The sequence below is a fragment of the Olavius algarvensis spirochete endosymbiont genome (genome assembly GCA_900608495.1).
GTDB lineage: Bacteria > Spirochaetota > Spirochaetia > DSM-2461 > DSM-2461 > UBA2779.
Genome location: UWYT01000069.1, coordinates 1 through 282, shown reverse-complemented (window position 1 = coordinate 282; position 282 = coordinate 1). Strand labels below are relative to the sequence as shown.

At 42.9% G+C, this 282-nt stretch carries 1 protein-coding gene; it reads left to right on the top strand.

What is annotated here, in order from left to right; all coding sequences use genetic code 11:
* The coding region (locus tag S1OALGB6SA_RS10005) for a hypothetical protein (protein WP_230204348.1) at positions 1 to 199 on the top strand (199 nt) is incomplete at its 5' end.
* Positions 200 to 282 lie beyond the last annotated feature (83 nt).

Below are 282 nucleotides of genomic sequence, written 5' to 3'. Positions count from 1 at the left end.
ACTTTTTGCTTATCTCAGAGAGGAGTTTGGGCTTAGTACAATGACTGTAATTGGGAGTCCCATATTCATATTTGCGATAATTTCGATTATAGGAGATTTCCGTAAGGGTAAAAAACCGATAACGGAAATCATGGCAGCTTTTGCCATTCTATTTGCAATCATAGTAGGACAACTCACGCTAGCTACTTCCAACCTGTAGCCAAGAAGCCGCCTCCCCTTGCCTTAGGCCATCCCTCCGACTAAGGGGACTAGCCTAAGAACATGGTGAGAAAAAATAGAAAC